Source organism: Mucilaginibacter auburnensis, from assembly GCF_002797815.1.
Lineage (GTDB): Bacteria > Bacteroidota > Bacteroidia > Sphingobacteriales > Sphingobacteriaceae > Mucilaginibacter > Mucilaginibacter auburnensis.
On the sequence record NZ_PGFJ01000002.1, the window covers coordinates 103,664 to 130,569 of the forward strand.

Annotated in this window: 26 protein-coding genes; 15 read left to right on the forward strand and 11 right to left on the reverse strand. The window is 42.3% G+C overall.

What is annotated here, in order from left to right; all coding sequences use genetic code 11:
* Positions 1-52 precede the first annotated feature (52 nt).
* The 3 genes from CLV57_RS11035 to CLV57_RS11045 all read left to right on the forward strand — a co-directional run bounded on the left by CLV57_RS11035 (position 53) and on the right by CLV57_RS11045 (position 2,772).
* Positions 53-2,011 (forward strand): M1 family metallopeptidase, encoded by a 1,959-nt coding sequence (locus tag CLV57_RS11035; RefSeq protein WP_100341469.1) that lies wholly within the window; start codon positions 53-55, stop codon positions 2,009-2,011.
* Between the two features lie 60 nt (positions 2,012-2,071).
* Positions 2,072-2,308: a hypothetical protein gene (locus CLV57_RS11040; RefSeq protein WP_100341470.1), complete on the forward strand. Its 237-nt coding sequence runs from the start codon at positions 2,072-2,074 to the stop codon at positions 2,306-2,308.
* 95 nt (positions 2,309-2,403) lie between these two features.
* The gene (locus CLV57_RS11045; protein WP_157799134.1) at positions 2,404-2,772 is read left to right on the forward strand and encodes a chorismate mutase; all 369 of its coding nucleotides are present in this window, start codon (positions 2,404-2,406) and stop codon (positions 2,770-2,772) included.
* On the opposite strand, the gene CLV57_RS11050 is transcribed toward CLV57_RS11045, so the two are convergent.
* A complete protein-coding gene (locus CLV57_RS11050; protein WP_100341472.1) occupies positions 2,769-3,161 on the reverse strand; it encodes a DUF2784 domain-containing protein in 393 nt (130 codons plus the stop codon). The two genes, CLV57_RS11045 and CLV57_RS11050, sit on opposite strands and share 4 nt — an antisense overlap.
* Before the next feature lie 71 nt (positions 3,162-3,232).
* Between CLV57_RS11050 and CLV57_RS11055 the strand changes: the two genes are divergently transcribed.
* The gene (locus CLV57_RS11055) at positions 3,233-4,795 is read left to right on the forward strand and encodes a M20/M25/M40 family metallo-hydrolase (protein WP_245856989.1); all 1,563 of its coding nucleotides are present in this window, start codon (positions 3,233-3,235) and stop codon (positions 4,793-4,795) included.
* Positions 4,796-4,846: 51 nt separating this feature from the next.
* On the opposite strand, the gene CLV57_RS11060 is transcribed toward CLV57_RS11055, so the two are convergent.
* The 3 genes from CLV57_RS11060 to CLV57_RS11070 are packed head-to-tail and all read right to left on the reverse strand — an operon-like array spanning position 4,847 to position 8,668.
* Positions 4,847-5,479 (reverse strand): DUF2306 domain-containing protein, encoded by a 633-nt coding sequence (locus tag CLV57_RS11060; RefSeq protein WP_100341474.1) that lies wholly within the window; start codon positions 5,477-5,479, stop codon positions 4,847-4,849.
* Positions 5,476-7,410, reverse strand: a complete 1,935-nt coding sequence (locus CLV57_RS11065; RefSeq protein WP_100341475.1) for a YARHG domain-containing protein — start codon at positions 7,408-7,410, stop codon at positions 5,476-5,478. Before CLV57_RS11065 ends, CLV57_RS11060 begins: the two co-directional genes overlap by 4 nt.
* Positions 7,411-7,465: 55 nt before the next feature.
* Entirely contained in the window at positions 7,466-8,668 is a 1,203-nt protein-coding gene (locus tag CLV57_RS11070) for a PQQ-dependent sugar dehydrogenase (RefSeq protein WP_100341476.1), read from the reverse strand.
* Between the two features lie 118 nt (positions 8,669-8,786).
* Between CLV57_RS11070 and CLV57_RS11075 the strand changes: the two genes are divergently transcribed.
* The 10 genes from CLV57_RS11075 to CLV57_RS11120 all read left to right on the forward strand — a co-directional run bounded on the left by CLV57_RS11075 (position 8,787) and on the right by CLV57_RS11120 (position 18,774).
* Complete coding sequence (locus CLV57_RS11075) at positions 8,787-9,605, forward strand: MOSC domain-containing protein (RefSeq protein WP_100341477.1); 819 nt, start codon at positions 8,787-8,789, stop codon at positions 9,603-9,605.
* Between the two features lie 2 nt (positions 9,606-9,607).
* A complete protein-coding gene (locus tag CLV57_RS11080; RefSeq protein WP_100341478.1) occupies positions 9,608-9,889 on the forward strand; it encodes a SelT/SelW/SelH family protein in 282 nt (93 codons plus the stop codon).
* Positions 9,890-9,961: 72 nt separating this feature from the next.
* On the forward strand, positions 9,962-10,393 hold the full coding sequence (locus tag CLV57_RS11085) for an RrF2 family transcriptional regulator (protein WP_100341479.1): 432 nt from the start codon (positions 9,962-9,964) through the stop codon (positions 10,391-10,393).
* Between the two features lie 184 nt (positions 10,394-10,577).
* On the forward strand, positions 10,578-12,671 hold the full coding sequence (locus CLV57_RS11090) for a HEPN domain-containing protein (protein WP_100341480.1): 2,094 nt from the start codon (positions 10,578-10,580) through the stop codon (positions 12,669-12,671).
* Between the two features lie 4 nt (positions 12,672-12,675).
* Positions 12,676-13,332, forward strand: a complete 657-nt coding sequence (locus CLV57_RS11095; protein WP_100341481.1) for a precorrin-2 dehydrogenase/sirohydrochlorin ferrochelatase family protein — start codon at positions 12,676-12,678, stop codon at positions 13,330-13,332.
* Positions 13,333-13,357: 25 nt separating this feature from the next.
* Positions 13,358-14,071 (forward strand): phosphoadenylyl-sulfate reductase, encoded by a 714-nt coding sequence (locus CLV57_RS11100; RefSeq protein WP_100341482.1) that lies wholly within the window; start codon positions 13,358-13,360, stop codon positions 14,069-14,071.
* A gap of 221 nt (positions 14,072-14,292) precedes the next feature.
* Positions 14,293-15,444 carry a plastocyanin/azurin family copper-binding protein gene (locus CLV57_RS11105; protein WP_100341483.1) on the forward strand — a complete coding sequence of 384 codons (1,152 nt, stop codon included), beginning with the start codon at positions 14,293-14,295 and terminating at the stop codon, positions 15,442-15,444.
* Positions 15,445-15,449: 5 nt separating this feature from the next.
* Positions 15,450-16,937, forward strand: coding sequence for a PQQ-dependent sugar dehydrogenase (locus CLV57_RS11110; protein WP_245856992.1), 1,488 nt, complete (start codon positions 15,450-15,452; stop codon positions 16,935-16,937).
* Between the two features lie 82 nt (positions 16,938-17,019).
* Positions 17,020-17,931: a Nif3-like dinuclear metal center hexameric protein gene (locus tag CLV57_RS11115; protein ID WP_100341485.1), complete on the forward strand. Its 912-nt coding sequence runs from the start codon at positions 17,020-17,022 to the stop codon at positions 17,929-17,931.
* Between the two features lie 18 nt (positions 17,932-17,949).
* Complete coding sequence (locus tag CLV57_RS11120) at positions 17,950-18,774, forward strand: Nif3-like dinuclear metal center hexameric protein (RefSeq protein WP_100341486.1); 825 nt, start codon at positions 17,950-17,952, stop codon at positions 18,772-18,774.
* A gap of 334 nt (positions 18,775-19,108) precedes the next feature.
* Here CLV57_RS11120 and CLV57_RS11125 read toward each other — a convergent pair whose 3' ends face one another.
* From CLV57_RS11125 to CLV57_RS11135, 3 genes are all read right to left on the reverse strand, one after another.
* Positions 19,109-19,708 (reverse strand): SOS response-associated peptidase, encoded by a 600-nt coding sequence (locus CLV57_RS11125; RefSeq protein WP_100341487.1) that lies wholly within the window; start codon positions 19,706-19,708, stop codon positions 19,109-19,111.
* 65 nt (positions 19,709-19,773) lie between these two features.
* The gene (locus CLV57_RS11130) at positions 19,774-21,027 is read right to left on the reverse strand and encodes a Y-family DNA polymerase (RefSeq protein WP_100341488.1); all 1,254 of its coding nucleotides are present in this window, start codon (positions 21,025-21,027) and stop codon (positions 19,774-19,776) included.
* Positions 21,011-21,445: a LexA family protein gene (locus tag CLV57_RS11135; RefSeq protein ID WP_100341489.1), complete on the reverse strand. Its 435-nt coding sequence runs from the start codon at positions 21,443-21,445 to the stop codon at positions 21,011-21,013. Before CLV57_RS11135 ends, CLV57_RS11130 begins: the two co-directional genes overlap by 17 nt.
* Positions 21,446-21,663: 218 nt before the next feature.
* On the opposite strand from CLV57_RS11135, the gene CLV57_RS11140 reads away from it, so the two are divergent.
* Entirely contained in the window at positions 21,664-22,134 is a 471-nt protein-coding gene (locus CLV57_RS11140) for a hypothetical protein (RefSeq protein ID WP_100341490.1), read from the forward strand.
* Positions 22,135-22,355: 221 nt separating this feature from the next.
* Here the strand turns inward: CLV57_RS11140 and CLV57_RS11145 are convergent, their stop codons facing one another.
* The 4 genes from CLV57_RS11145 to CLV57_RS11160 all read right to left on the reverse strand — a co-directional run bounded on the left by CLV57_RS11145 (position 22,356) and on the right by CLV57_RS11160 (position 26,830).
* Positions 22,356-23,042, reverse strand: a complete 687-nt coding sequence (locus CLV57_RS11145; protein ID WP_100341491.1) for an SIR2 family NAD-dependent protein deacylase — start codon at positions 23,040-23,042, stop codon at positions 22,356-22,358.
* A 67-nt stretch (positions 23,043-23,109) separates the two neighbouring features.
* Complete coding sequence (locus CLV57_RS11150; protein WP_100341492.1) at positions 23,110-23,688, reverse strand: DUF6580 family putative transport protein; 579 nt, start codon at positions 23,686-23,688, stop codon at positions 23,110-23,112.
* A 56-nt stretch (positions 23,689-23,744) separates the two neighbouring features.
* Positions 23,745-24,806 carry a YncE family protein gene (locus tag CLV57_RS11155; protein ID WP_100341493.1) on the reverse strand — a complete coding sequence of 354 codons (1,062 nt, stop codon included), beginning with the start codon at positions 24,804-24,806 and terminating at the stop codon, positions 23,745-23,747.
* An 8-nt stretch (positions 24,807-24,814) separates the two neighbouring features.
* Positions 24,815-26,830 carry a TonB-dependent receptor plug domain-containing protein gene (locus CLV57_RS11160; protein WP_100341494.1) on the reverse strand — a complete coding sequence of 672 codons (2,016 nt, stop codon included), beginning with the start codon at positions 26,828-26,830 and terminating at the stop codon, positions 24,815-24,817.
* Between the last annotated feature and the right edge of the window lie 76 nt (positions 26,831-26,906).

The window sequence follows — 26,906 nt, forward strand, 5'->3', positions numbered from 1 at the left end:
GCAAATCGGCTATTTTTTTCTTATTTTGCAATTTATTTTATCTGTTAACTGAATGTTTGCTTACCGAGCTTGTTTTTTTGCACTGCTATTTATAGTTGTTTCTCAAAGTTACGCCCAGTCAAAAAGAGATTCTGATTATGACCATCAAGAACTCTTTGGCCCGATCAATTGGCCTTCACCGGGCGAATTTCGCACTGCAAGCGGCAAACCATCCGACAAGTACTGGCAAAACAAAGCAGACTATGTTATTCGCACCACTCTTTATGAAGGTCAGCGTGACACCACAATAAATGGAGATGTTACTATAACTTATACCAATAATAGTCCGGATGAACTGGAATATCTTTGGCTGCAATTAGATCAGAATCTTTTCAAGCCCGATTCGCGCGGCGCAGCTGTTACGCCAATAACCGGCGACAGGTTTGATGTTAAGGGCTTTAACCGTGGCGGTTATCATATAGCATCGGTGCATATTACTTATAAGGGGCAGACCTACAATGTTACGCCTGTAATTACAGATGCCCGCATGCAGTTGCGCCTTAATAAGCCCTTAGGTGCAAAAGGAGACAAAATACAGCTTAAAATTGCCTATCACTTTTCTATCCCCGAATATGGAGCAGACCGTATGGGCAGGAAGAAATTTAAACAGGGTTATGTGTATGAAATTGCGCAATGGTATCCCCGAATGTGCGTTTATGATGATGTAGAAGGCTGGAACACCCTGCCATACATGGGCCTTGGAGAGTTTTATTGTGATTATGGCGACTTTGATTATTACATAACGGCGCCCTCAGAAATGGTGGTAGTAGGCTCCGGCGATCTGCAAAACGCTTCGGAAGTATTAACGCCACTTCAACAAAAACGATTGGCTGAGGCCAAAACGAGTGATAAAACTATAGCGTTGATCACAGAAAAAGAGGTAGATGATCCCGAAACTCATCCAGCTAAAGGGACACTTACCTGGCATTTTAAAATGGAAAACAGTCGGGATGTTGCCTGGGCAGCATCTAAGGCATTCATATGGGATGCTGCAAGGGTAAATTTCCCTTCAGGTCGCAAAGGAATTGCCATGTCTGCTTATCCCAAAGAAAGCGCCGGGAATGATGCCTGGGGCCGTTCTACAGAATATCTTAAACAGAGTATGGAAATATACTCCAATAAATATTTTGAATACCCATGGAACTCAGCTGTTAATGTGTCTGGAGTTGCATTGGGCATGGAGTATCCGGGAATTATTTTTTGTTTGAGTAATTACAAGCGCGGAAAATTATGGGGAGATGTTACGCATGAGATTGGCCATAACTGGTTCCCGATGATAGTGGGCTCTAACGAACGTAAATATATGTGGCAGGATGAGGGCTTTAATACATTTATTAACTACTTCGCGAGTAAGGATTTTAATAAAGGCGAATACTTTGATGAAGGCGAATTAAACGCGCAAAGCATCTTGCAACAATATAAAAACAGCAAAGATCCATTAATGACCCCGCCTGAGGCTATAGGCTTAAATGACTATGGACAATATTATGTCAAAACTGCGCTTGGACTTAAAATGCTGAGAAATGCGGTAATTGGGTCAGATCGTTTTGATTACGCCTTTAATCAATATATTAAGAACTGGGCATTGAAACATCCCACGCCCTATGATTTTTTCAGGTCAATGAATAATGCTGTCGGAGAAGACCTGAACTGGTTTTGGAAACAATGGTTTTTTACAACGTGGAAGTTAGACCAGGCTATTCTAAGTGTAAAATATGATGATGAAGACCCCGCTAATGGCGTCTTGATAACCATTATAAACAAAGAAAAAATGGCCATGCCGGTTGAGCTAAAAATCACCCAGAGAAACGGCAAGTCCGAAACGGTGAACCTTCCTGTTAACATATGGCAGCGCGGTGGCGTATGGACCTTTAAGTATCCCTCTAAGCAAGCAATAAAAACCATAGTTATTGACCCCAATGGCCAACTGCCGGATTCAGATCTGAGTAACAATGTATGGCGAGCCGATTAGGTTTTGTAATTAAGCCTGAACAAAACATGACGTTAACGGTTTTTAACGCTGACAATAGTTATGGAAAAATTCGAAATATCAGTTAAAACTGCGTCGGGAATACGGCATTTTAAAATAAAGGATTACATGCATCACGACTGTGAGATGTGTAAATATGAGGTGTATGAGAATGATCAATTTATTGGAAGCTTTGAACCCGATCATCACAGAAACCTGCATGTCTGTAAGGATGGAGGTGTTTTAAAACAAGATGTACTTGATAAGATAGCGATAGAATTAGAGCGGTATCATATTTAACAATTTGCTACTGGTGTGATGAAGCCTTTTTCGCCATAAAATTTCTATATTTAGGAGCAATCTATTTAATGCGAACCTTTATCTTTTATCCCGCTATGAAAACCAGGTTTTTTACGCTTGCTTCGGCAATTTTATTAAAGGGTGCCGGAATAGCTTACAGTCAAACAGTCCCTACTCCTACTGTTGATGCAGCATTAAAAGTACAACGTCAAAAAATTGATAGCCTTGATAATCAAATGCTCAAAATAATCGGCTTACGAGAACAGATCGTTAAAGAAGTTGGCTTATACAAGGCAAAAAATAATGTCCCGGCTTTACAGTCGGCCAGGTTTCAGCAGGTATTAGAAAAGAATATTAAATTGGGAAAAGAGTTAGGTCTTTCTGCTGAGTTTGTAACCGAGTTAATGAACGCTATTCACAAAGAAAGCTTGAGGATTGAAGAAGAGATAAAAGCACAACACTAAGTGATCTCTGCATTTCCGCTTCGTTTAGGCTTTATAAAGTTCAAATAAATCGTCAGAATAAAAGCGGCAGCAAAGCAACCTCCCGTTAATATATCTATCAATTGCGTATTAACATTACTGTTGGTTATTCTATCGGCCCAGTATTTAATGAACGAGTTAGGCAGATTGTGCTCCCCAAGCCTTTCTTTAATTTGCCATTGCCAATCAGTCACAGGGCAGTAGCCTATACCATACCATATCCCTAAAATAAACCAACAAGCTGCGGTTATCATTACAATCACAAAATGCGCTTTTCGGGTTTTATACCACATCCAACCTAAAAGATTAAAACCCACTATTAACAAATGAGCAAAAGTTAACAAAGCATCAAGTAGTTGTAGTCCTATCATTGGGTGTATTTAGCATATAAACGCAGTCAATAAAATTAGCAAACCTACCGGCATTTTTTTAACTTGTGAGCATGAAATTAACTGATATTATTCTCCGATCAAATGTCGGGCGCAAAGCTACTACCTTTGCCGCCGGCGCAATGCTATGTAGCAGCATGGCTTTTGCACAACAGGCCAATAAGGCCATTGTTGATGCCATAATGAATGAGGGCACTCAAAACTCTCAATTGGAAAAATTAGGGCGCGAATTGATGGATGGTATTGGCCCACGCCTGGTTGGTACCCCGCAAATGAAACAGGCAAATGACTGGGCGGTTGCCAAATATGCCAGTTGGGGAATACCTGCCCGCAACGAGCAATGGGGAACATGGCGCGGTTGGGAACGGGGTATCTCACACATTGACATGGTATCGCCGCGTGTAAAATCGTTGGAAGGAACACAACTTGCATGGAGCCCTGGCATGGGTAAAAAAACCGCTACAGCACAAACCATTATTCTACCTGATCTGGCCGACTCAATGGCTTTTAAAGCATGGCTACCAAACGTAAAGGGAAAATTTGTGTTGATATCTGCCTGCCAGCCCACCGGCAGGGATGACGCAAACTGGAAAACTTTTGCTTTGCCGGAATCATACACCAAAATACGCGCCCAGCGCGATACTGTTACCAAACAATGGGCGGCCAGAATAAGAAAAACAGGCTTGAATGCACGTACTTTACCTCGCGCGTTAGAACAGGCGGGCGCTTTAGGCATTTTAACTAACAACTGGTCCGCAGGTTGGGGCGTTGATAAGATATTTAGCGCTTATACCAAAAAAGTTCCTACTGTTGATATCGGGTTGGAAGATTATACACTGGTATACCGTTTAACAGAAGCCGGTACTCCTCCAACACTTAACATACACACCGAATCGAAAGAGTTGGGTGAAGTGCCAACTTTTAACACGCTTGCCGAGATAAAAGGTACAGAAAAACCCAACGAATACGTAATGCTATCAGCACACTTTGATTCGTGGGATGGCGGCACAGGCGCTACTGATAATGGTACCGGTACACTTACCATGATGGAAGCCATGCGAATTTTAAAGAAAATATATCCTAACCCTAAACGTACCATTTTAGTTGGGCATTGGGGCAGCGAAGAGCAAGGCTTAAATGGCTCACGTGCTTTTGTTGAAGACCATCCGGAAATTGTTGCCAATCTGCAAGCCTTGTTCAATCAGGATAATGGAACCGGACGTGTTACCAGTTTGGCGGGACAGGGTTTTGTTGAGGCTAAAGACTACCTGTCTCGTTGGTTAACAGCCGTACCTGATACCATTAAAAATCGTATAAAAACCAGCTTCCCGGGACAACCTGGCAGCGGTGGTTCTGATTTTGCATCATTTGTAGCTGTAGGAGCTCCAGGCTTTTCAATAAGCTCATTGAGTTGGGATTACAGCACTTATACCTGGCACACTAACCGAGATACATACGACAAAATAGTATTTGACGATGTGCGCAACAATGCCATATTAGCGGCCATATTAGCATATATGGCCAGCGAAGATCCTATTAAAACAACCAATACCAAAACACCGGGTATTACCTGGCCCAAACAAACCAAAGCCACACGCAAAGGCGGGTTTGATTAATATTATGAAATCAACATAAGTTGAAGCCATCCCTAAAACGGATGGCTTTTTTTATGCCGCAAATATATTTTGCTCTTTTTTAATATTAATAACCTCTACCAGCAGTAAGTTAGGTATCCAACTTGCAAAAGCAATTATTATGTAGTTGTTTTCAAAACCAACGCCATCACCAAATACTGTAAAAAGAAATATGTATAAACGCAGTGTAACCGCAGCAAAAGCAAGGGTATAGCTCCTCCTCATCATTTTAACATGACTATTTACATCGCCCTTTTTTATGTAAAGCCACGCGGCTGTTGTGAATACAACCCAGAGGGTGTTTTGCACAAAGAAAGATAGTGACACCCAAGAGCCGCGGTTTATAAACAGCGTCATAACATATGCGCCAGGAGCTGATATAAAAAGCACGCTAATTACATATACTTTTCCAAGTAGCTTGTGTAAAGAGCGGTTATTATAGACCTTTTTTGAAAACTGGAAAAAGCCAACTATCAGTAGCACACTACTTGCTATGATATGAAAATAAAAAGCAGGCAAATACCAGCCTGTTTTAACTGCCTGTTGTTTTATTTGAAGAAATTCGCTTTTATGTTGCAAATCATAATATTGAAAAAAGGTACCGCCGCTTAATATTAGTATCCAGAAAAACCCAAGCCACCAGAGCAGTTTCTTTACCGTTTTCATTTAGCAGCTAATGTTGTAGCTTTCTTCGCTTTCAATTTTTGATCAATAAAGTTGATGTTATACTTATCAATTGATGTTAATGAGTCTGTAACACTTTGGGCATACTGAGCTTCTCCGTTCTCATTGTAGTGATACATATCCTGGTAGGAAAAGACCTGCTCCCAACGCTTGTCTGAAAACTTATAGCTATAGTCAGCGTAAATTTCATTTTTTATGTACCTGAGCATTTCATCAGTTAACTGATCCATGCGCTTTGAGGAATTCTTTTTTGCAGCGTGATCATAGGTATCCAGCAAATAGCAACCTTCAAGATAACTATCATCCATCTTAACAAACTTTGTAAAACTAAATATCCTTTTTGTTGTTAAGTTTACCAGCTTATTGCCTTTAATGGCGAGATAGTGATAATACGGACCGCCGGAAACGGTTTTAGTTGTGTCATACAATTCAACGTAAAGCACCGAACCAACTTTTACCTCGAATAATGAGTCTGTTATGGCTCTAATGCTACTAACATTGCATGGCCCCTCCAATGACTGTGTACCATCCGGACTATAATCTGTGCTCAAACTTGCTGTATAAACGCGGTTATGTTTGTTGTCAACAAGTACAATATTCTTCCTGTCATAAAATTCTGTTCTTCCACCTAAATAATAGTCGCGTATATTGTAAAACAAAGTTTGCAGCCATCCACCGCTATCCCCGTCAACCGCAATGTTGTTCTGAATTACATCTTTAGTAACAATGTAGTTTTCGCTGGCATCGCCGTATTCCACATTTCGTCGCAATGGATTTTTAAACGTTTTAAATACCGGCAACAGGTTGAGGTCAACCATGTAAGATGGTGGTATATAAATACTGTTATGCTCTTCGCGCGAATTAAATTCCGTAAGATTTTGATACCCACCATTGGTCATACTGAAAGAGCCGGTTTTATTTAAGCGTGGCAAAATATCAGCCATTTTTATGTCAGTCGGCTCTGACACGGTATAATCGCTTTTAAGCCAATACATGTAGTCGCCCATCCTCAACGCGGCAATATTTTCGCCTTCGCCAGATATAGGAAAGATCTGGTCGTATTTAACAGGCAGCATCTCTTTGCCGCTAATATTATAAAAACCTTTTTTATGGCCCTTTTCAACTTCTATCATATCCGGAAAAGTTCCGCCGATATGGTGTATAAGGTCAAATTCGGCTGGTAAAATTGTCTTCATATCGGGCCCTACTAAACCTATCTTATAAGGCAATGGAGAATCAATATCTGAATTCAGGGTATAAAGGTCCCATTTACCGTATACTACGTAGTAGTAAGTTTTGCCATTCACATGCGAAAACCATATCACGCTGTCAAAACGGGCTTTGAGTTTATCAGCAGCCGCGAAAGCCTCCAACGTTTCCGGTGAGTAAATATCCACATCTTTCAGTGTTTTGCTCCGCACGTAGTTCTCGTATGCCACAAAATCTGTAAAGAACTGCCGTACATCTGCTTGGGTTATTTTATAGTCGCCGTTATCGAACCTTACTAATTTTAATGTGAACAAGGATCTCCGTTGTTCTAATTCCGTATTTGTGTTAGATAAAAACAACGGAATAGTAACAGAAATTGAGCCGTCGCTTAGCGTTTCGATAACGCGCTCATCTAAATTGAAAACTAACTTTGCCAACGGAGCAGCATTACTGTTTACGGTGCTTTTACCTGCAAGTACACTAACTAAACGTTTAACGCCATCATTATTCCTGCTTTCTACCGCAAAGCTGTTCAACAACGAGTCGGTTTGACCATTTACAGCATAATTAGTAAACTTTTCTATAAAGGCTTCAATGCCATCAACATTAGCGTTGCTTTTATTTTTTCCATATAAAATGAATATAATAGCGGCTATAAGTATAACAGCTACAGAACCTGCAATGATAAGCGGTTTAGTTTTCATGATTTAAGGTTAATGCCCTAAAGTTAAGAAAACCCTCTTATTCTCAAAGCTGTGCTTATTTATCGGCTACAAACTTGTAAATTTTTCCGTCTTTATAATTTAAAACGTACAGCCCATTGTTACTATCCTGACCGAAAGAAGATAGTGTACCGGGACTTACTGAAGCAACTAGATCATTACGTACAACCGTATTGCCTGAATAAGTAAGCGCCCAAATCTTACCTGATACAAAATCGCCGTAAATGTATCTTCCGGTTAAGGTCTGCAGGTTTTTATCATGGCTTACGTAGCCCCCGGTAATGCTTCCGCCATCGGTTCTGCCATAGCTGTATAATGGCATGTTTAAACCAGTTTTATTGCAATCCACACCGCCAAGGCATTCCGTTCCTTCCATTATACTCCAACCGTAGTTGCCGCCCTTTTCAATCAAATCAATTTCTTCCTGCCTGCTTTGACCTACATCGGCTAACCAAAGTTTGCGCGTAGAGCGGTCAAAACTAAAGCGCCATGGGTTACGGAGGCCATAAGCGTATATCTCTTCCTTAAAACCTTCGGTATTTGATTTAAATGGATTATCGACAGGTATTGCGTATTTCTTACCCGGCTCAGTTTTATCAATGTCAATACGCAGCATTTTTCCTAACAAGGTTTTTCTATCCTGCCCTTTTTTTTGCGGATCAGCAACATTTCCACCATCACCAACAGATATATATAACAGTCCGTCATTCCCAAAAGCCAGTTTACCGCCGTTATGGTTATAATAAGTCCTGTCAAAAGTTAACAAAACCTCTTCGCTTGAAGCATCAGCAACGTTTGGGTTAGAAGCGTTTACTTTGAACCTAGATATAACTGTCTGAGGTCCTCCGTTATAAACGGAATAGAATACATAGAAACAGCCGTTTGTTTTATAATTAGGATGAAACGCCAAACCCAGCAAACCACTCTCCTCGCTAACCCCAACTTTATATGAGATATCTAAAAACAAATCAGCTTTGTTAACTTGCGAATTGTTGTTAAATTGATAGATCATTCCTTTTTGGCTTACAACAAAAATCCTGTTGCTACCATCATCGGGGCTGGTTAGTTCAACCGGACTATCAATACCCGCAACCGCCGGGAAAGCAAGTTCCGTTTTATATTTGCCCGGCTCTACCGGAGTAGTGTCAGGGTCACTGTCCTTGTTTTTCTTTGAACAATTGGTGATAAACAAAGCAACAATTGCAAGAATTATACATGAGCGCGAGTTGAAAACTTTCATCTTTTTGAGTTGAAATGTGATGTACAGAAGAATACAGTAAGATTACTAATTATTTACCTGATTTGTTTTTCTTTGCAAAGAATTTCCGCTATAAAGTTTAAAACTTTTAAAAGTAAGCATGTTAACTATCAGCCAATTGTACATTTATCCAATTAAGTCATTAGCAGGCATAAAACTGGATACTGTTGAAGTGACCGATCGTGGTTTTAAGCATGACCGCCGATGGATGCTGGTGGATGAGAATAACCGTTTCCTATCGCAAAGAGAAATTGCTGTTATGGCGCTGATCAAAAGCAGAATAACCGATCACTACCTGGAAGTTACTTATAAAGATAGTTCAATTAAAATTCCATTAACACCTGTTAAACAAGAATTTATAACGGTTTTAGTTTGGGACGATACGTGTAATGCTCAACTGGTTGACGATGACATTGACAAGTGGTTTAGCGGGGTACTTGGGTTGAATTGCAGGCTGGTTTATATGCCTGATGAAAGCCTGAGAAACACAGACCCACAATATACGCCGGAAGGTTACATCACATCATTTGCCGATGCTTATCCTTTTTTAATGATAGGCCAGGCATCGCTAAATGATCTTAACTCCCGGCTTACCCAGCCCATCCCAATGAATAGGTTTAGGCCTAATATAGTTTTTAAGTGCGCTGAGCCTTACCAGGAAGATCTTATAAATGAATTTACTATAAATAATATCAGGTTTAATGGTGTTAAGCTTTGCGCCCGCTGCAACATTCCAACCATTGATCAGGATACTGCCATCGCAGCAAAAGAACCGTCAAAAACCATGGCTGGGTATCGTTTAAAGAATAAAAAAATATACTTTGGTCAAAATTTAATTCATACCGGTAGCGGTGTGATCTCCGTTGGAGATGAGTTAAAGGTATTATCAACCCATAACGAAGAACGTTTTATTGTATAATTATGAAACCCACCATCACTATAGAATATTGCCCCAAATGCCGTTGGTTATTACGTGCTGCTTATATGGCGCAAGAGTTATTGACAACTTTTGAGGATGACCTGCAAGGCGTTACCCTTAGGCCCAGTGAAATATCGGGCCGATATACCATAAGTATTAATGAAGAAATACTATTTGACAGGAAACGTGAAGGCCGGTTCCCCGAAGTTAAGGAGTTGAAGCAAAAAGTACGGGATGTTGTTCATCCGGGCAAAGACCTGGGCCACAGCGACAAATCAGCTTAATATATAGTTGGCAGGTAGGCTATATTGATTTTCAATTCTTTACTTATATTTGTTCTTCATTAACTGTAAAAAATGCTGTCTAAAAAAACTAAATATGCTATAAAGGCATTAGTTATCCTGGGTAAAAATATGGATCAGCCGCCAATGCAGATCTCCAAGATAGCAGAACTAGAAAAAATACCTAAAAAGTTTCTTGAACAAATACTACTGGATATGCGCAACGCCGGCTTCCTGTACAGTAAAAAGGGTGCCGGCGGTGGTTATGCATTGAATAAAGACCCGAAAGAAATTTTTCTGGTAAGCATTATGCGTATTACTGATGGCCCTATTGCCATGGTTCCTTGCGCAAGCTTAAACTTCTATCACCGTTGCGACGAGTGCCACCAGGAAACCTCTTGCGGTATACGCGATGTATTTATTGAGGTACGAGATGCTACTTTGAAAATTCTAACAGAGACAAGTATAGCTGATGTAATTGCCCGCGAAGGAAGTCTCATAATTTAACATTCAAATCTCATTTTTTAGTTTGCTCCAAAGTTTTTGAGCGGAAATTCTACCAATTCCGTATACTATGTATATCTTTGGGGTAAAATAATTGCCCGATAGTCAAATAGTGTAAGCTTTTTGATTATTACAAACAACATCAACTCTTAAACAGGAGTATTTTTAATTTTAATAACAGCGCCATATGCAAAGCTTCAGAACAGAACTGGAGAATCCAATTGTTGAGCAAGATATAATAGATCTTGAAAAGAAGATCCGCCTTTTTCGTGAAGGTAAAATACATGACGAAAAATTCAGAAGCTTGCGCTTAGCGCGTGGCGTATATGGTCAGCGTCAGCCCGGCGTTCAGATGGTACGTATCAAATTACCATTTGGTAAAGTTACCTTCAAACAGTTATTAAGAATAGCTGATGTATCTGATGAGTATGCAAGCAGTAATCTGCATTTAACCACCCGTCAGGATATACAGATCCACTATGTAAGCTTAGACAGAACACCGCAGTTGTGGGCCGATCTGGAAAAGGATGATGTAACGCTTCGTGAGGCATGCGGAAACACTGTACGTAATGTAACTGCCTCTCCTACTTCCGGCATTGATCCAACAGAGCCTTTTGATGTTTCACCGTATGCACAAGGCGTATTTGAATATCTTTTACGCAATCCGGTTAACCAGGATATGCCGCGTAAATTCAAAATTTCTTTTTCGGCAAATGATGATGACACAGCCTTCTCTTTCGCGCACGATTTAGGTTTTATTCCGAAGATTAATGCTAATGGCGAACGAGGCTTTAAAGTGTTGTTAGGCGGAGGTTTAGGCGCGCAGCCCATTCTGGCCAATATGGTCAACGAGTTTTTACCGGAAGATCAGTTAGTACCTTATATTGAATCAACACTGCGTGTATTTGACCGTTACGGCGAAAGAAACAATCGTAATAAAGCGCGTTTGAAATACGTAATTCAGAAGTTGGGCTTAGACGAAGTTTTAAATCTGATCCAACAGGAGAGAATCGCTAACAAAGTAAAATCATATAAAATAAACACCGAAGCTGTAGCAGTTCCCGCTTTACCTGAACCTATTGAATTTGGTGAAGTAGCTGTTAGCGATCCGTTCAGATATGAGCAGTGGTTGGCCACCAACGTTTTTGAACAAAAGCAAAAAGGTTACTATGGCGTATACATTAAAGTTGAAACCGGTGATATTCCTACTGATAAAGCCCGCAAACTGGTGGCTTTGTTACAACCATTAGCCGGTGATGAGATACGTGTTACGCAAAACCAGGGCCTGCTATTAAAGTATGTACGTAAAGAAGCATTCCCTACTTTATTTAACGGCTTAGCCGAATTGGGCATGGCAGCACCGGGTTTTGACAGCGTTGCTGACGTTACCACTTGTCCGGGTACTGACACTTGTAACTTAGGTATATCAAACAGTATGACCTTTGCCCGTGTGGTTGAAGGCTTGATCTATGATGAATATGAAGAGTTGATCTACAACCGTGATATCAAGATCAAAATAAGTGGTTGTATGAATTCATGCGGTCAGCACAGTATGGCACATATCGGTTTCCACGGAAGTTCCTTAAAAGCAGGCACCAAGGTGTTACCATCTATGCAGGTGATGTTAGGCGGAGGTGTTGTTGGCGATGGTGTTGGCCGTGCCGGCGACAGGGTTATCAAAGTGCCTGCAAAACGCGCTACTGATGTATTACGGATGGTATTAAATGATTATAAAGCTAATTCGGTTGAGAATGAGGTTTTCCATGGTTATTATGATCGTCAGGGAAAAGACTATTTCTACCAGATGTTAAAGCCATTGGCAGATTTAACAACTTTGAAAGACGAAGATTTTGTTGATTGGGGCCACGTTGAGGAATACGAAAAAGCGATTGGCGTTGGCGAGTGCGCAGGTGTAGTGATTGACCTGGTTGCAACGTTGCTTTTTGAGTCTGACGAAAAATTAGAATGGGCCAACCAATCATTCAATGGTGGTGCCTGGGCAGATGCTATTTACCATTCGTACAATGTATTTATTAACTCTGCTAAAGCATTGTTGTTGGATAAAGGAATTAATAGCAGCACACAAGCTGGCATCATCCGGGAGTTTGACGCTCAGTATGTTACCACTGGTGAACTGGCTTTGGAAGGCAGCTTTAATGATTTAGTTTTGCAGATCAATAAAAACGAACCATCTGAAGAATTTGCTACAGATTACAAAGCGCAGGCTGAAGCGTTTTTAGCAGCGGTAAAAACAAAAAGAGAAGCAATTTTGCAATCGTAATACAATGACATTAGTTAATAATACCGGAAATAACAATGAAGAATTGGGAAACCAATTGTTTCCGGTATTTATTAAACTGAACGAATTACACACGGTGCTGATTGGTGCTGGCCCGGTTGGATTGGAAAAGCTTATTGCTATTTTAAATAACAGTGCCAAAGCAACCATCACCATAATTGCGATAGATGTATTGCCCGAGATATACTCATTAGCTGAATCATTTAAGGGTATTTCCATCCATCAAAAAGCTTTTGAAGCATCAGATTTAGATATAGCTGATATTGTTGTTGCGGCAACTAACAACAATGTTTTAAATGAGGAAATCAGAGCGGCGGCAAAACAACGCAAACTGTTAGTTAACGTAGCTGATAAACCCGCGTTATGTGATTTTTACTTAGGATCTGTTGTAAAGAAGGGCGATTTAAAAATAGGTATATCCACCAATGGAAAATCGCCTACTGTTGCAAAAAGGATAAAAGAATTATTGACTAACGCATTGCCCGATGAGTTAGATGTAACCTTGCAGCAGTTGAATGAGATACGCAACAGTTTAACAGGCGATTTCGCTTTCAAGGTGAAAGAGCTCAATAGAATAACAGCAATGTTGCTGGCATCGGAAAGCGGTGAGGAAAAAAACACCGCGACCAAAACCACCGAATAGATATTAAAATTAGCATTCATATAACATGGACCTTTTTAGCGAAGAAGTAAAATTATTAACTGCCGGATTAGCGCCTGCTCAGGCTTTAGCAGCTTTAGCTGATCGTTTTCCTGGGAAGGTAATATTTTCTACAAGTTTTGGCTGGGAAGATCAGGTGATCAGTCACATGATATTTGAAAACAACCTGGCTATTAAAGTTTTTACTTTAGAGACAGGCAGGTTATTTCCAGAAACATATTACACCTGGAACAGAACTATGGAGCGTTTTGGCAAACCCATATACGCCTATTACCCGCAAAATGATCTTTTGGAACAAATGGTTTCCGCTAAAGGTCCAAGCAGTTTCTATGAATCTGTAGAGAACCGTAAAGAATGCTGTTACATCCGTAAAATAGAACCACTTAAACGCGCCTTACAGGGCAACGATGTTTGGATAACAGGTATCAGAGCAGAGCAATCCGCCAATCGTCAGTTTATGGAAAATGTTGAATGGGACGAATCAAACAACATGGTGAAATTCCATCCAATTTTTGACTGGACGCTTGAAGAAGTAAAAGGCTATATCAAACAATATAACATTCCTTACAATCCACTGCATGATAAAGGCTTTCCGAGTATAGGCTGTATGCCATGCACACGTGCTGTAGCCGAGGGTGAAGACTTCCGCGCCGGCCGTTGGTGGTGGGAAGACCAATCCAAAAAAGAGTGCGGCCTGCACGAGGTTGCCAAACAGGACTAAATGCAATTTTAAGTCTCGCCTGCCAATGCCTTCAATGTAAACTTATGTTTACGCAAACGAATGATTAAATCTTTATCGTTATAAAGCAGTAATAAATAGTTGTAGTTATTATTTTTGACTAATACAGCCTTAGTTGTTGATAGTTTCACTGTCTGACCGAGGCTTTAACACCAATTATAAATCCTTCAATTGCACCCAAGAGATTGGGTGATTGCCTGCTAATGATAAAAACAAAAATAAAACACCTTTTAGTTTTTGCTATAACAGTGTTGCTGTGTTTGCCGTTTAGTTACGTGGCGTCTCAGGGCGTTGAGCAACCAACTAATATAACCATAACTGCAAAGGAAGGCTTGCAATTTGACTTGGCTCGTTTTGCCGTTCGCCCGGGAGCGAATGTGAAGCTTATCTTCAAAAACGTTGATGAAATGACGCATAATTTCATTATAACGTTGCCTGGTGAGCGCCTTAACGTTATTACACTTACGCAAAACTTACCTGCGGAGGTTGCTGTTAAGCAAGGTTACGTTCCTAAAACAGATAAGATACTCTTTGCAATTCCGGCTATCAATCCATCAGAAAGTAAAGTGATAAGCTTCACTGCGCCGGCAAAAGAAGGTGTTTACCCATACGTTTGTACATTTCCGGGACATGGATACGTAATGTATGGTGCCATGTATGTTACAACAGGAAAACTTCCGGCTATCCAAAATGATCCAAATGTTCCTGATAGCCGGCAAAATGACGGAACGCACGACGATGATGAGCATGACATGAGTTCGATGGCTGCGCCAAAGACCTTAGCAACAACCACAAGCCACCCTTATAAACTTGAGCCCCCGACTTTATACCGCATATTTATGCCTGATGCAAGTCCGGCGGCAATTGCGGTTAACCTTTCTGATGGCATCTCGTACTGTTGGGATGCGACTACAAGTCGATTGCGTTACTTGTGGTCAGGTGGTTTTTTAGATAATGCCGAACACTGGAAAGGCAATGGCAAACCGCTGGCGAAGATATTAGGCACCGTTTTTTATCGAGACTCTACAGGTGGCGCTTTACGGATGGGCAATGTTGATCATAAACCGGTTTCAGAATTTAAGGGGTATAGATTATTAAACAAGTACCCTCAGTTTATTTATACGCTTGATGGTGCTGACGTTACAGAACTCATTACCTCAGCGCAAGCAGAGGGTAAAGGCATAATTAGAACGTTCACTTTTGACAAGCTGAAAAAGGACCTTTATTTTGTAACTACCGAAAATGATGGAATGACATATTCATCCACCGCGGGTAAATGGAAAAACGGGGTTTTGAAGTTAAGCGCTAAAGAGGCGCGCAAGTTTTCAATAACAATGGTAGCTAAAAGCAATTGATCAACATGAGCATTAATATCAAAAGTATTTACACTTCCCTTTACTTCATGCTGAGCAGTGTTACGGTTTTTGCGCAGAATACCAACTTAGCACCGACTAATCCATCGTACAAGGTTGAAACCATTCAAACACCTGAGGGGTTGTCTGCAGAGACTGGCGCAATAGCATTTATGCCGGATGGAAGGCTCATCGCATGCTTCCATCGAGGGGAAGTAATGACGTACAATCCATTAACAAAACAATGGAAGCTTTTCGCCTCCGGCTTGCATGATCCGCTTGGCATCTATGCTATAAACAACAACGAAATACTGTTAATGCAGCGCCCCGAGCTCACCCGTATAAAAGATACTGATGGCGATGGTTTGGCTGATGAATACACAACTGTCACCGATAAATTTGGATTGAGCGGCAACTACCATGAGTTTGCATTCGGTCCGGTTAAAGACAAAAAGGGCAATATGTTTATCGCGCTGAACACGGCGTCTGTACAAGCTGGCGTTTCAAAAGAGCCAAGAGGTAAGCTTGACACCACTCAGTTGAAAAACCGTATGTACTCGGCAGTTCCGTATCGTGGTTGGATCATGAAACTTACACCCGACGGTAAGTTACTTCCTTATGCTTCGGGCTTCCGCTCGCCTAACGGGCTTTTGCTGGACGCTAACGATAATTTATTCGTAAGTGATAACCAAGGCGACTGGTTAGGTACCAGCACATTGTATCAAGTAAAAGAAGGCAAGTTTTACGGTCACCCGGCAAGTTTGGCATGGACGACAGGCTGGAGCCGCGGTAACCCTGCCTTATTACCGGTAGCAGAACTGGATAAAATGCGTACTAAGGCCAGTGTGCTTTATCCCAACGGTCCTATGGCTAACTCTCCTACTCAACCGCTAATTGATGATACCGGTGGAAAGTTCGGTCCGTTTGCAGGGCAGATATTTGTTGGGGAAATGAATCGCTCCAGGTTAATGAGGGTGATGCTGGAAGAGGTGAATGGTGAAATGCAAGGCGCGGTTGCACCCTTTATTGATGACCAGGGTCTACGTAAAGGCAACAACCGCCTGGCCTTTGCACCCGACGGCAGTTTGTGGGTTGGCCAAACAGACCATGGCTGGGCCGGAGATAAAGGCATCCAACGCATAGTTTATACCGGAGTGCTACCTATGGATGTTTTGAAAATGAGCATCACTGCCAAAGGGTTTGATATAACTTTTACTCAACCGCTCAACAATGCTAACCTTGCTGCGGATGCGTTCTCGTTCAAGCATTACTATTATGAGTACCACGCGGCCTATGGTTCAAAGCAGTTTGATGTAGCGCCTGTAAAGGTGAACGGCGTTACGGTATCGGAAGATAAGAGAACGGTGTCAGTCTCGCTGGAGCAACTAAAACCCGGCTATATCTATGAGCTTAACATGAATGGCATAACAGCGCAAAACGGCACACCATTGCAGAATAAGCTGATATGCTATACCGTTAATCAACTGAGGAATTAACCTTAGTGCCGGTTTTGCTATTTGAATACCATTGGCTAAATTAGCCCGACTCAATTATAACCAAATAATCATTCTGCTCAATATGGAAAAAAAACCACTCACCCTAACCGGGCGCAGGGAGTTCCTTACAAGCGTTGGTGTGCTGGCCGGAGCATCGGTATTAACAGGTCTGCCGGGAACCGGGTTTGCAGCACGCTCGGCAGCGCTTACCGTAAAACAGGTTATTGATATTGCCCTGAGCGAGACCGAAGGCGCACCTCTGCCCAGATCTGTTGACCAGCTGCGGGCAGGTAGTTTAGACCAACAGGTTACCGGCATTGTAACTACCACCTTCCCTACTATTGATGTGATCAACAAGGCCATAAAAGCAGGTGCCAACATGATCATCTCGCATGAAGCAGTTTTCTATAACAACGATGACAACCTTGCCCGATTGACTAATGATGATATCTACAAGTATAAGTTCAATCTGCTTGAGAAGAACAAAATAGCCATATGGCGCTTTCATGACAGCTGGCACGCCCATAAACCCGACGGTATAACCTGGGGGACATTACTCGCATTGGGTTGGGAAAAGTATTATGACCCCGCTAAGCCACGCATAATAACATTGCCTAAGACCATTACTTTACAGGAGGCCGTTACCCTGAGCAAAGCTAAACTAAGCGCTCCGCAGGTTAGGGTGATTGGCGATTTGAAAAAGCCGGTTAAAACCGTGTACTTCACCCTGGGTTCAATACCGAGCGCGGAGGTGATCAAAGTAATACAGGCCGAAAAGCCCGATCTGGTTATCAGTGGTGAATCGCGGGAGTGGGAAGTTTGTGAGCGGGTGCAGGATGGCATGTATATGGGTTTGAATACCAAGCTGATTGTGTTAGGCCATGCCGTAAGCGAGGAAGCCGGTATGGCTTATGCGGCCTCATGGCTTGGCCCTAAGGTTGCGGGCGTTAAGGTAACCCACATTGCCGCAGGCACGCCATTCAAATACGTTTAACCCCTCATTGGCATCACCATGGAAATTACCGCTTACTATACCCAGCCTACCGGCTCTACACCTGCTACTTTTACCGTGCAGGATGTTATTAACCTGGCCCTCAGCGAGACCGAACCCAAACGCCCGCGTACCGTTGACAAACTGCGCTCGGGCAGCCCCGACCAGGTGCTTACCGGTATTGTTACTACCATGTTCCCTACGCTGGAGGTGATAGACAAGACCATTAAGGCCGGCGCGAATATGATCATTGCACACGAGACACCGTTTTTTAACAATAACGACGACACCGAATGGCTAAAGGACGATGACGTATTCAAGCATAAAATGGATGTGCTCAACAAGCATAAGATAGCTGTTTGGCGTTTCCACGACCATTGGCATGATCATAAACCTGATGGCATTATTTATGGCTGTGTGCTTAAAATGGGTTGGGAAAAGTGCTATAAAACTGAAGATCACCAATTGCTTACCCTGCCACAACCCGAGAAGCTAAGCAGTATTGTAAGCCGTATTAAAAAAGCATTGAATGTACCCTCTATCCGCCTGGTAGGCAATATGGATGCACCGATAAAAACGGTGTTTTTTTGCCTGGGGTTTACGGGCATAGGCGACATATCAAAGCTCAAACCCGACCTAATTATTAACGGTGAGACCAGCGAGGTTGCCAACACCGAACAGATACGCGATGGCCTGAGCGTGGGCGAAAACACCAACCTCATTACCCTGAGCCACTCAGTTAGCGAAGAGCCGGGCATGCTATATTGCGCGCAATGGATCTCGCCGAAAGTGCCGGGGGTTAAGGTAACCAACATACCCAGCAACACGCCATTTCAATACCTGTAAGCGTTTCATCGTCTCACTGTAGATATGAAACGATGTGAGACGATATTTTTCATAAGTTGCTTTATATGAACACTATGGCAATTTTTAGTGAAACGAAAATGAGACGAGTGAAACGATTTTAAAGGGATAATCCTGATATGGGTTGATGATTAAGCAGAAAGCCGGGATATCATGGTGAGCATGGTCGAATCATGATTTGGAGCATGATGATTGTGCTTAGGACAATTCTCAACAAAGCATTGCGTACCTGTTGTCGCGCTTTGACAAGCTCAGTGTGACAACAAAAAGATCCATCCCAATGTCTATCGTAGGCACTTTAAGCAGTCCTTTACTTTCACTTATGGATAGAAATTTTCAGCTTTTCGGCTACACAGGGATTGTGCCTTAACCAGGCAACGCGCTGCTCGCCGGTGTAACTTCCGTTTATCCATTTTTTTATATCGCTACGCTCTAAAATTGCAGGCATGCGGTCGTGTATTCGTGCCATCGCAGCATTGGGTTGCATAGTTATCATAGCAAAAGTTGGCAGCAGCATACCAGTTTTAATATCAAACCAAATATCCCATATTCCGGCTATATAAAACGGCTGACCATCGGCGCGTTCAATTTTAAAGGTTCGCTCCTGATCTTTATTATATTCAAAGAAAGCCTGTATGCGCGCCACGCAGTGCTTGCGACCAACCAGTTCCTTCCATAAAGGCACCAAAAACAATGATTCTATCCGTGCGTGCTTATTCTTGCTATGTATGCGGTCATCATCAACAGAAAGCAGACCCCATCTGTATTGCTGCACCTTATCCGGTAATGCATCAGTAAGCACAGGCAGCATGGTACCCGGGTTACCGCTGCCGCTGTTTTTTGCGGTGTATGATCCGCCATCGCGGGTAATTATTTTAATATCCTTTTGCTCACCTATTTCAACATGTCCGCACATAATCCTATCAATTTAATTCAAAGCTAATATTTTTAGCAATCAATTACAAACGCTACAACTTTTGGCTATTTTGTTGTAATAAGTTGCCGCCAGTTGGTAGTATACTGCGGACTTAAGAACTCTTGTTTCATTACCCATTTCTTATCAAATCCCTCAGCAGCCATACGCAGGGTTCCCCTGCCGTAACGTGAGTTCAGTTCGTCTATCAGTCCTGACAGTTTCTGCTCGCGGCTGTGCTCATAGCTGTTGTACAAATTGAATTGCACTTCACCCGCAGGGATAATACCTGTTACCCTCACGCCGGTTTTAAGGTAGTTGTAGCCCGGTTGCCAAATGGCCCTGAGCGCCTGCACCGCCACACAAGTAAGCTGATGAGTGTTGTTAGCTGCAACCGGTATTTTTACCGTGATGCTGGGGTAATGCTGATCGTGCTTTACGTTGTGTTTGTTAGTGCGTATGTAAACAGTAAGCATAAGCGCCATACTGTTTTGCTGTCTTAGTTTAAGAGCCACCGTTGCGGCATGCATAGCTACTGCCTCCTCAATAGGGTCAAGTAGTGTTTGATAGGTATTAAAGCTTTGGCTGCTTTCAATACCCTTGGAACGTTCGGCAACATCACGTATCACATTGCAGGGCTTACCCCACAACTCCTGATGCAAACGCCAGCCCTGCACAGTCATTTGCTTGCGTACAAAATCAGCCTTCAACTGTCTGAAATCGTGCGCGGTTTTTATGCCCCGTTCAACCAGTTTATTGTAATAGGCTAACCCCACCCCCCAAACATCTTCAATAGGAAAATTTAAAACCGTTTCATCTATTTTCTCTGGTGTATCTAACAGCAAGTAAGGTCGCTTCTGCTTTTTTGCTGCTTTATTAGCTAATTTTGCTAACGATAAAGTTGGCCCTACTCCAATAGTGATAGGCAACCCAGTATGACGCATTACGTTAGCGCTTATTGTTGCAGCATGTTTATCCAGATCAATGCCTTGAATATTACCCAAAGCCATAAAAGCTTCGTCAATGCTATAAACCATCAACGTATAAGTGTATCGGGCCAGGTTATTCATAAGCCTCGCACTCATATCTGCATACAACGGGTAATTGCTGCTGAAAATAACCGCGTTATGTTCTTTTAAATTTTTGCGTACAATAAACTCTGCATCAGCCATTTTTATACCAATGGCTTTAGCCTCGTTACTGCGCGCAATAACACATCCATCATTGTTAGACAAAACCACCACTACCTTGCCCTCTAATTCGGGCCTGAACAGGCGCTCACAGCTTACGTAGCAATTGTTGATGTCAACATGTGCAAACACGGGCGTACCTCCCTATTTTATGTTGTGGCTGCAAAACCGGATTAAGCGTTAAGGTTACCACCCCCCAACAGTTAAAGTTTTGCGTTTGATTAATAATAATACAATCGGCAGGTTTGCCTGCGCGGAGTTCCAGATGATTGGCTACCGGCACATATTCACGGGTATAAAAATCGCCTTCATGATAAAACACTACAATGCTACCGCTAACCGGCGTAAGGGTACGGTCAATCACCAGAACGTGCTCTGGCAAAATGTGGTACGCCGTCATGGCATCGCTGCCCATCCGCATAAAAAAGGTATTGTCGGGGTCAATTACTATTATCTCACTTACATCAAGTTCGGGTTCCTCATAAGTAAGCATTGGCAACCTGAAACCTAACACATCCCTCTTTGCCCGCTGTTTTTTTACCCTTAACATAATTACTAATATTTTTAGCAAATATATAAATCAGAGATTTTTTACAGCATGGTGTTTAAAAAAACTATCGATGGCAATTATAGCAAATAGCTCTAAGCAATAATCTGCTGTATAAATGTCAACAGTAATGAAAATAGGTACTATAATATTTTCTTAACCAAAACGAAAACATTTCTTCCTAAACCTAAGTTATTCCATTAACAATTAATATCTACGTTATGGAAAACAACACATGGAGCAATGATCAGAACCAGCGTTCTGATATGCAAAACGAGAACAATCAGCAAAATAATCAACAGCAAGGCTTTGGCAGCAGTCAGGAAATGCAATCCAACAATGATCCGGGCAACCCAAGCAGCGGTGCGCAGGGAAGTTTTGATGCGCAGAATCCAAACATAAAACGCGAAGAATGGAGCCACGGCGCCCTAAGCAACCAGGAGCAGCAAAGCAATATTGACGCGGGCAACGGCGGCGCGCTGCAAGGTGAGCAAAACCGTGATTCGGGCCAAAGCGGTCAGGATTATATGCAAGGCAACCGCCAGGAACAACAAAGTAACAACATGAACCAATACCGCGATCAGGATACCATGAGCAACGACGAGGAATGGGAAATGGATGACGACAGCGATGATATGAGTGACGATGATATGAATCGTGACGATATCGACGATGAAAGAAATGTGCTGTAGGTAATAATTTATTCAGGGGTTAGTCAGTTGGTTTAGCATACGGATTAACCCCTCCCTGCCATCCCAAGGGAGGGATATTTGACAAGTTTTTTATCGTACTTTATTCCGTCGAATCCTTCCTTGGGGAAGGGTGCGGCTGACTGTGATGTGGCGGGAAGGGGTTAATGAAGCGACTTATTTCGTATGCGGATCCCCCCCCTTCCCTCCCGAGGGAGAGATAGTTAAACCATCAAAAGTTGTTTTACTAATTCTGGTATACCCACAGTGGCCTTCTCCTCTATCTTTATCAAATTACTCACCCTTACATCAGGTATTTCGGGGTCAACAATGTATTTGGGTACATCGCGCGGCACGGCATTGATGAGTCCTGCTGCGGGGTAAACGGCCAGCGACGATCCAATCAGTATAAAAATATCCGCCTCGGCACAAATGCGTATGGCAGGCTCAATCATCGGCACCGCCTCGCCAAACCAAACTACATGCGCCCGCAATTGCGATCCCAATTCGCACAACTCCCCCATCTTCAGCTCCCAACCATCTATGGGATAAGTCAACTCCGGGTTAATACTTGACTGCGACTTAGTAATAATGCCATGCAGATGCAAGACATTAGCCGAGCCTGCCCGCTCATGCAGATCGTCAATATTTTGGGTAATAATAGTTACATCGTATTGCTCTTCCAATGCAACCAACGCTTTGTGGGCTACGTTAGGCTCAGCTTCCAATACGTTCTTTCGGCGCATGTTGTAAAATTCCTGCACCAGGGCGGGATTAGCGGCCCAGGCCTCGGGCGTGGCCACTTCTTCAATGCGGTAGCCTTCCCACAATCCGTCATAACCGCGAAATGTTTTTAATCCGCTTTCGGCGCTTATGCCTGCGCCTGTCAATACCACTATTTTCTTTTTCATTACTATTAAAACGAAAAAAGCGACCGGGTTAGATCCGTTCGCTTTTAAAATATAAAACTTTTTAGGGTTAAAGCGCCAGTTCGGTACGCGGGCGTAATGCACTGAATTTCTTCTTCGCCAACTCAAAACCGCCAAATAAAATCAAACCAAATACGGCATCGCCAAACAGCATATTACGTTCAAATTCAATAGCGTTATAAAGAGATTCGGCATAACCTGCAAGTGTTTTAGGGTAAAGTCCGCCGGCATCATTTATCCATGGCATATCCATTATTAACCAGTGTATGGTTACCGGCGCCAGCAAAATAAGTACTGATGTACCTATGTTGATCTCTTTAATTAACGAACCTACCAGTATAGTTAATGAGAAACATACGCAGTTCCAAAAGGTATCGCCGGTAAAAAACATCCACGTATGGCTGTACAGGTAGTTGATCACTACATCGCTGGCGTATAAGGATAGTAACACCACGGCGTAAGCTTTCCATTTGTCGGCAAAGTAAACGCCGCCAAACATGGCTATGGCACCAACCGGACTAAAGTTACTCATCCATTTATACTCATAGCTAACAAAACGCATGGCTGTAGCCGCAATGATCATGAGAATAAGTACAACGGTGCGCAGGTTAATTTTTTGTAGTGACATATACGTATTGTGTGGCGCAAAATTACTTATTTATTATGGTATACAAAACCTCTTGTTTACTTAGTAACAAAGGCAATTTTACCGGGATTGATCCCAACTGTAAAATCAAGTTGCTTTTGCCCCGAAACGTTAAAAGCATAAGCTTTACCGTTGGATGAAAAATCTGTAATACTGGTAACAAATAACAAGCCGTTAACACTATCAAACGCAAATGCATAAGGTGTGCCTATATTTGTTCCATCCGTTATAAAACTGGCACGCTCTAATGTTTGGGTACGTGCATTATACATGGCAATTTTTTTGTCGGCAGTGGCATAAAAAACAAAATCGCCCTGTGCCATTAACGGCTGCGGATAACCTAATGCCAGATCTGTTTGTGTTCTTACCTCATCTGTATTAGCATTAATTACCGTCATACCGCCACTCACCTGACCGTAATCACCTATTGACAATACATAAACATTGTTATATCTATCAGCCACCACGCTTACCGGGTTAACTGTTACATTTATCTTTTTGGTTTCACTTAAGGTGGCAAGGTCAATAACCGATACTGTTTTATCAAAGTTGCTGTTTACATCCAAACCACCTGAATTTGCTACATATAGTTTTCCGTTAGATATTGCCATTTGCTCGGGGTTACGGCCAACTGTAATGGTTTTAGTAATGGTAAGCGATGTGGTATCAATTACAGAAACTGTACCATCGTACGAGTCAACAAATGCGTTTTTGCCGTAAAACACCACATAACGTGGTTGGTAAATATTAATCTGCCTAATAAGCTTTGCAGTTTTTTTGTTGGTGATATTTAGCTTCCCGCTATTATTTACAACAATGTACATTTTGCTGCCGTAGATGCCCAAATCGTTACCGGTATCTCCTAAGGTATTGGCGTTAGAAGCAAGGTAAATGTCGGCGGTGGTAGCGCGGGTGGCATAATCAAAATAAGTTAAGGTGCTGTTATCGTGACCAAAACCTCCCTGGTTAAGCACATATGCCCCGGCGTTTGTTTCTACCGGGCCTATCGGATCAGGTGTTGGGTCGTTTTTACTACATGATGCCAATACCGATGCAATGGCTAATGTAATGAGGAGGTAGTTGCGTTTAAATTGTTTCATGATGTATGTTATATAGTTATTTGAAATGAAATTCTGAATGAGCGCCCGGGCATTGGATACCTTCTTACAACAACGTAGTTTTGATCAAAAACATTATTCACCACAGCCGAAAGTACAACCGGCAGCGAAGAAAATTTTCCTTTATAGATCAGTGAGACATCTGCCAAGGCGTAAGCCGGCAGGTATTCATCAAAGGTAGCCGTGCTGTTGTTGTTATTATAAAACCGCAGCGACGAGTACATTTGGTTATAATACAGCCCCCAACCGTTTTTGCTTACGCCTGCGTTTACGTTAAGCAGGTGCCGCGGCGTGTAAGGTAACTGATTTTGATACGTAGATGTTTCAGGGTCGCTAATATTCATGGCCCTTTGGTAGGAGTAATTTATAGCAATAATACCTTTATATGCGCCACCTAATTTTCCTTCTGTGCGGATGCCCACGTCTGCGCCTAGTCCTTCCGCTTTAGCTATATTGAACACTGAACCAGCGTAAACGTTAGGTGTATAAATAATTTTGTCGGTAACGCGATTGTAATAAACGTCGGTAGTTAGCGTGATATAATCTAAAATGCCTTTGAGACCTTTATTGTACACCGCGCCTACGTTATACTGATGGGCAAACTCGGGCTTGAGTTTGGTGTTGGTGATGAAGTTATAGTATAACTCATTAAAAGTTGGCACCCTGAAAATGCTTTTGTAAAATGCTCTCAACATTAAAGGCTCGCTCAATTTAAACGATGCTACCAAAGTTGGCGAAAATACATTACGATGCGGTATTGTGGTTCCGGTGGCTACGCTTTCAACCAGGTTGGTATTGAGCAGGCTGCCTTGTAGCGTAAAGCTCCCCGCTTTAAAGTTGCTTGCTATAACATTTAAAACAGTTGTACGGGTAGGATATTTGAACGAGGGTAGGTTAGCAGTCATGCTGTTGATCACAATATCAGCGGCATAGCTTATCTCCCAGTTTTTTGCTAGCATATAGGCCACTGCTGCCGACTGATAATATTCGTGCTGCCTGAATTGCTGATCAAGATAACCCAAAGTATTTTTAAAATTGGGATCCAAATAATGAAGATAGCTATTGGCGTATTTGGCATTGAGCATAATGCGCAGGCCATTGTCCCATTTTTTTTGATAACCCGCCTGTGCAAAGAAATCATTGTTCCATAACCTTTGCCCTTGTTGGGGCGGAACATATAAAAGTGCGGCTCCGGGCAATCCGCGGTCGGCATGGTAATAATTTACACGAAAGTTGAATTTGCTGCTGTCATTGCCATTAAAGTACAGTGCGCCATCAACCTGTTGCGTTCGTACAGCTGCTCCTAAGCGTTCGCCCTCTGCGTAGTCGCTGCCATTATAGGTTAAATATTTGTATTTGCCGTTGGCATTTGTGGTATTCGTATTCACTATAAATGACCATTTGTTGCTTAAGCGCTGCTGCCATTGCAAATAAGGATTGATCAAGCCGAATGATCCGGCAATCAGACCCATTGTTATACGATATGGCTTTTCAGAAGTGAGCGCGGGCTTGGTTGTGTTGATGGCAATTACTGACGCCGATGCAAAGGACCGCGCAGGTATCAACAGATCTGGCGACTGCCCATTAAAGAGTGTTATAGATTGGACGTTATTAAGGTTGAATTTGCCCAGATCTATCTGGCCGTTCTCAGCATCACTAATTTGAATGCCATCTAAAAGTACAGCGGTATGATTGGCACCCAAACCACGCACTGAAACTGTTTTAAGGCCACCTACTCCCCCATAATCCTTAACGTTTACACCCGAAAAGCCGCGTAAGGCATCGGCTACGTTAAAGGCGCTGTAGCGTATAAACTGAGATGAATTAAGTTGTTGCGCGGGCGTTATGCTTTTTAAAAGTTCGGCGCGTGATGTGGAGATGGTTACTTGCCGCAGTTTTGTCGTGTCTTGTTGAGCAGCAGCATAAAAAGGCAGTAAAGCCAACAGCATAACTGTTGTACGTTTTGCTGTCAAAATAAAATATTTAATAGTAACTGCTGTTTTCACGCTTGCAAGTAAAACCTACAGCATAAGGAGATAGCATGGCAGAATGAGAATACGCCCAGTTGATTTAAAAAAGAGT

Coding starts and splice junctions, on each gene's coding strand:
- CLV57_RS11035 (WP_100341469.1), top strand. CDS start 53: ATGTTTGCTTACCGAGCTTGTTTTTTTGCACTGCTATTTATAGTTGTT.
- CLV57_RS11040 (WP_100341470.1), top strand. CDS start 2,072: ATGGAAAAATTCGAAATATCAGTTAAAACTGCGTCGGGAATACGGCAT.
- CLV57_RS11045 (WP_157799134.1), top strand. CDS start 2,404: ATGAAAACCAGGTTTTTTACGCTTGCTTCGGCAATTTTATTAAAGGGT.
- CLV57_RS11050 (WP_100341472.1), bottom strand. CDS start 3,161: ATGATAGGACTACAACTACTTGATGCTTTGTTAACTTTTGCTCATTTG.
- CLV57_RS11055 (WP_245856989.1), top strand. CDS start 3,233: ATGAAATTAACTGATATTATTCTCCGATCAAATGTCGGGCGCAAAGCT.
- CLV57_RS11060 (WP_100341474.1), bottom strand. CDS start 5,479: ATGAAAACGGTAAAGAAACTGCTCTGGTGGCTTGGGTTTTTCTGGATA.
- CLV57_RS11065 (WP_100341475.1), bottom strand. CDS start 7,410: ATGAAAACTAAACCGCTTATCATTGCAGGTTCTGTAGCTGTTATACTT.
- CLV57_RS11070 (WP_100341476.1), bottom strand. CDS start 8,668: ATGAAAGTTTTCAACTCGCGCTCATGTATAATTCTTGCAATTGTTGCT.
- CLV57_RS11075 (WP_100341477.1), top strand. CDS start 8,787: ATGTTAACTATCAGCCAATTGTACATTTATCCAATTAAGTCATTAGCA.
- CLV57_RS11080 (WP_100341478.1), top strand. CDS start 9,608: ATGAAACCCACCATCACTATAGAATATTGCCCCAAATGCCGTTGGTTA.
- CLV57_RS11085 (WP_100341479.1), top strand. CDS start 9,962: ATGCTGTCTAAAAAAACTAAATATGCTATAAAGGCATTAGTTATCCTG.
- CLV57_RS11090 (WP_100341480.1), top strand. CDS start 10,578: ATGCAAAGCTTCAGAACAGAACTGGAGAATCCAATTGTTGAGCAAGAT.
- CLV57_RS11095 (WP_100341481.1), top strand. CDS start 12,676: ATGACATTAGTTAATAATACCGGAAATAACAATGAAGAATTGGGAAAC.
- CLV57_RS11100 (WP_100341482.1), top strand. CDS start 13,358: ATGGACCTTTTTAGCGAAGAAGTAAAATTATTAACTGCCGGATTAGCG.
- CLV57_RS11105 (WP_100341483.1), top strand. CDS start 14,293: ATGATAAAAACAAAAATAAAACACCTTTTAGTTTTTGCTATAACAGTG.
- CLV57_RS11110 (WP_245856992.1), top strand. CDS start 15,450: ATGAGCATTAATATCAAAAGTATTTACACTTCCCTTTACTTCATGCTG.
- CLV57_RS11115 (WP_100341485.1), top strand. CDS start 17,020: ATGGAAAAAAAACCACTCACCCTAACCGGGCGCAGGGAGTTCCTTACA.
- CLV57_RS11120 (WP_100341486.1), top strand. CDS start 17,950: ATGGAAATTACCGCTTACTATACCCAGCCTACCGGCTCTACACCTGCT.
- CLV57_RS11125 (WP_100341487.1), bottom strand. CDS start 19,708: ATGTGCGGACATGTTGAAATAGGTGAGCAAAAGGATATTAAAATAATT.
- CLV57_RS11135 (WP_100341489.1), bottom strand. CDS start 21,445: ATGTTAAGGGTAAAAAAACAGCGGGCAAAGAGGGATGTGTTAGGTTTC.
- CLV57_RS11140 (WP_100341490.1), top strand. CDS start 21,664: ATGGAAAACAACACATGGAGCAATGATCAGAACCAGCGTTCTGATATG.
- CLV57_RS11145 (WP_100341491.1), bottom strand. CDS start 23,042: ATGAAAAAGAAAATAGTGGTATTGACAGGCGCAGGCATAAGCGCCGAA.
- CLV57_RS11150 (WP_100341492.1), bottom strand. CDS start 23,688: ATGTCACTACAAAAAATTAACCTGCGCACCGTTGTACTTATTCTCATG.
- CLV57_RS11155 (WP_100341493.1), bottom strand. CDS start 24,806: ATGAAACAATTTAAACGCAACTACCTCCTCATTACATTAGCCATTGCA.